General features: G+C 68.0%; 3 protein-coding genes. 1 reads left to right on the top strand and 2 read right to left on the bottom strand.

The annotated features are described in order from the left end of the window. A partial coding sequence (locus AC1DU6_RS22850; protein WP_477859809.1) for a nitrilase-related carbon-nitrogen hydrolase occupies positions 1-587 on the bottom strand: 587 nt, incomplete at its 3' end. On the opposite strand from AC1DU6_RS22850, the gene AC1DU6_RS22845 reads away from it, so the two are divergent. After that, a complete protein-coding gene (locus AC1DU6_RS22845; RefSeq protein ID WP_477859808.1) occupies positions 586-1758 on the top strand; it encodes a GNAT family N-acetyltransferase in 1173 nt (390 codons plus the stop codon). The two genes, AC1DU6_RS22850 and AC1DU6_RS22845, sit on opposite strands and share 2 nt — an antisense overlap. Positions 1759-1776: 18 nt before the next feature. On the opposite strand, the gene AC1DU6_RS22840 is transcribed toward AC1DU6_RS22845, so the two are convergent. After that, on the bottom strand, positions 1777-3865 hold a 2089-nt coding region (locus AC1DU6_RS22840; RefSeq protein WP_477859806.1), incomplete at its 5' end, for an autotransporter-associated beta strand repeat-containing protein.

Here is a 3865-nt window from a genome sequence, read left to right as displayed (position 1 = left end):
ATGTGGAAGGGCGAGGCGTTGATGACGCAGAGCAGCTCCGCACCTGCGGCCTTGGCGGCCGCGGCGGGTTCCTCGAACCAGGCGTCCTCGCAGATCAGCAGGCCCACGCGGTGGCCCCTGACGTCGACGACGACAGCGCCAAGCCCGGCATCTCTGYCGGAGTAGAAATAACGCCGCTCGTCGAAGACCTGGTAGTTGGGCAGCTCGCGCTTGGCATAGCTGGCGACGACCTGGCCGCCCGCGAGCACCGAGGCGACGTTCAGGCAGGGTGGCAGAGACCAGCTGCGCTCCCGCACCGCCCCGCCCTCGCGCTCGCGCGGGTGGCCAACCACGACATGTAGCCCTTCGCAGCCCGCCAGCTCAGCTGCGATGCGCTGCAACTGCTCGTCGCAGGCCTCAAGAAAGGCCGGGCGCAGCAGCAGGTCCTCGGGCGGATAACCGCACAGCGCCAGCTCCGGCGTGACGAGCAGATCAACCCCAGCCGTGTGCGCCGCGCGCGCTTGGGCAATGATGCGGTCCGCGTTGCCCACCAGATCGCCGACGACGACATTGATCTGGGCCAGGGCAATCTTCAAGGGCGAGGGCATGGGCGACAGCGATTCAGAACACGAGAGCAGCATTGTCATTCGGGTCGACGCTTCGCCCGAGGCCTTGCCGCAAGACCATTGGGACGCCCTGCTTTCTGCCCAGGCGCGGCCGACGCCCTTCATGCGCCTGGCCTATCTGCGCGCCCTGCACGCCAGCGGCAGTGCCGTCGCCGGCACGGGCTGGCGGCCGCAGTTCGTCTCGCTGTGGCGGGGCGAGGAGCTGCTGGCAGCCTGCCCGGCCTATCTGAAGACCCACAGCTATGGCGAATACGTCTTCGACTGGGCCTGGGCCGACGCCTACCAGCGCCATGGGCTGAGCTACTACCCCAAGCTGCTCGTGGCCGTGCCCTTCACGCCCGTTCCCGGCAGTCGCTTGCTGGCCGTCGACGACGAGGCACGGGTGCTGCTGGCCCAGGCGCTGCGGGCGCTGGCCAAGGAGACCGAGGCCTCGTCGCTGCATGTGTTGTTTGGAGACGAGGCCGATCAGGCGGCACTGGCCGAAGCTGGCTGCACGGCCCGTGCCGGCGTGCAGTTCCACTGGACGTCGGAGGGCGATGCGGACTTCACGGCCTTCCTGGCGCGCCTGCAGCGCGACAAGCGCAAGAAGATCCAGCAGGAGCAGCGCCGAGTGCGCGAGGCCGGCGTCGTTTTCGAGGCGAACGTCGGCAATGCCATCAGCGCCGAAGACTGGGACTTCTTCTACCGCTGCTACCAGCAGACCTACCGCGAGCACCACAGCAAGCCCTATCTGAGCCGCGACTTCTTCGCCCGCATGGCCAGCGAGATGCCGGAGCACTGGCTGATGTTCACCGCCCGCCGCGGGGATGAGCGCGTCGCCACATCGCTGATCGCGCTGGACCCCGAGCGCCGCAGCGCCTTCGGCCGCTACTGGGGCGCCGTCGAGCACATCCCCAACCTGCACTTCGACGCCTGCTACTACCAGCCGTTGGCCTGGTGCATCGCCAATGGCTACCAGCGCTTCGAGGGCGGCGCGCAGGGTGAGCACAAGATGGCGCGCGGGCTGTTGCCCACGCCCACGGCGTCCAGCCACTGGCTGGCCCACCCGTCCTTCGCCGATGCCATCAATGACTTTCTGGCTCGCGAGGGCGAGGCGATGGCGGGCTATATCGACGAGCTGGGCGAGCACCAACCGTTCAAGTCAGTGCCTTGAACCCGGCCATGGCCGATCTCAGGGTCGAGCCAGATTGCCCAGCCGGCGCCTGGCCACCCGCCCCACCACCAGCAGGCCCGCCAGCAGCATCGCGTAGCTCTCGGGCTCGGGCACGGCGGCCGTGAAGTTCAGGTTCAGCGCATTGTCGGTGGCCGCCACCGACCAGTGGCCGCCCATCAGCGAATTGGTGAAACCGCTGCCGTCGATGCTGAACTCTTTGGCCGAGAAGCCCAGGATGCCGCCGCTCGCATAGGCCAGCGTGTAGCTGTGATTGTGCTGGGCGTCGAAACCGGCCAGCAGCCCCGCGCCGCCGTTCGCCAGCAGCGACTTCAACGTGACGGTGAACGGGTTGGCCGCGCTGGCGTCCAGGCTCAGCGTGCCGCCGACGCTCAGCAGGTCGTACCCCAGCCCGGCGGCGGCGCTGGCATTGGCGATCTCCCACAGATAGCTGGCGCCCTCGGCAAACGTCGCGTTGCCCGCCACGCTCAACTGGCCCGGCGAGTTGCCGGGCGCGAGCTTGCCGGCCAGCACCAGGCTGCCCAGTGCACCGCTGCCGCCCAGCGTGGCGCCCGCGTCGACGCTGAAGGCGCTGCTCAGCGACGAGCCGTTGAGCGTCAGTTGGCCGGCCTGCACCCGCGTCGTGCCGGTGTTGGTGTTGATGCCGCTGAGCGTCTGCGTGCCCGTGCCCGTCTTGACGAAGTTGCCGGTGGATTCGCTGTTCGCCAGCACGCCGGAGAAATTGCCGGAACCATTGGCCACGCCCATCGTGAAAGCGCTGTAGCCCGAGCCGTTGTAGCCAGACTTGATGCGGCCGGCGCCGCTGAGCGCATCGACGCGGACATTGGCCTCGTCGCCATCGAAGACGGCATTGGCGGCCACGTTCAGTCGGCTCTGGTTGCGGGTCCAGTCCTCATTGGCGTGGGAGCCGCCGACCAGAGTGCCGGCCTGCACGTCGATCAGGCTGCCGCTGCCCATTGCAAAAGTCGCCTTGCCCTGCTGCCAGGTCGCCACGCCGGCGCCGGTCTTGCGCAGGGTGCCCTTGCCAGAGAACAGCGTGTCGGCGGCATTGGCGCGGGTGCCGCTGGCCACATTGAGCTCCACCGTGGCGGTCGGTGATGTGATGAAGAACTCAGCGGAGCGGGTGCTGTTTTGCAGCAGCAGCACGCCGCTTTGTACCTGGGTCTGGCCGGTGTAGGTGTTGGCCGCGCCCAGCGTCAGCACACCCGCGCTCTGCTTGACGAGAACGCCCGTGCCGTCGATCGCGCCAGCGAAGCTGATGTTGTCGCTGCGGGCGAAGCTCAGCGTGCCGTTGTTGGTGACCAGCGCGGTGGCCAGAGAGCCGGTGATGCCGCCGTTGCCGATCTGCACCATGCCGCCGTTGATGGTCAGGCGGCCGGTGAAGGTGTTGGCGCCGGTCAGCCCCTGGAAGCCCGTTCCTTCCTTGACGAAGTTGCCGGAGCCCCCCAGCACGCCGGAGAAAACGTCCGAGCCATTGGCCACGCCCATCGTGAACGCGCTGTAGCCCGCGCCGTTGAAACCGGATTTGATGGTGCCCGCGCCGCTGAGGGAGTCCACGCGGACATTGGCTTCCACACCTTCAAAAGTAGCGCCAGCAGCCACATTCAGCCGGCTCTTGTTGGCGCTCCAGTCCTCGTTGCCATAGGACCCCCCGACCAGGGTGCCGCCCTGCACGTCGATGGTGCTGAACTCGTCCAGCGCGAACACGGCTTTGGACCCGGTCCAAACCGCCATGCCGGCGCCGGTCTTTCTCAGCGTGGCGGCGCTGCCGGCGAATTTCACGTCCACTGCGCCGTCGCGCGTGCCCTGATTCACCTGCAACTCCAGCACCGTACTGCCGCTGAGGTTGAAGGCGCTTGAACGCGATGCGCCCTCCTGCACCAACCAGCCGGCCTCGACGTTGGTGGCGCCGGTGTAGCTCTGGTTGCCGCTCAGCCGCAGAATGCCGGCGCCCTGCTGGTGCAGGCTGCCGCTGCCGGAGATGACGCCCTGATAGCCGATGTCGCCGCTGCGCGCAAACACCAGGGCACCGTTGTTGACGATGCTGCGGGTGGCCAGCGAGCCGCGCACACCGCCTTCGCCCACTCGC

Source organism: Roseateles sp. P5_B10, from assembly GCF_056400485.1.
Note: the sequence above shows the minus strand (reverse complement) of the source record. Positions and strands in the feature narration are given on the sequence as shown.

Coding starts and splice junctions, on each gene's coding strand:
- AC1DU6_RS22845 (WP_477859808.1), top strand. CDS start 586: ATGGGCGACAGCGATTCAGAACACGAGAGCAGCATTGTCATTCGGGTC.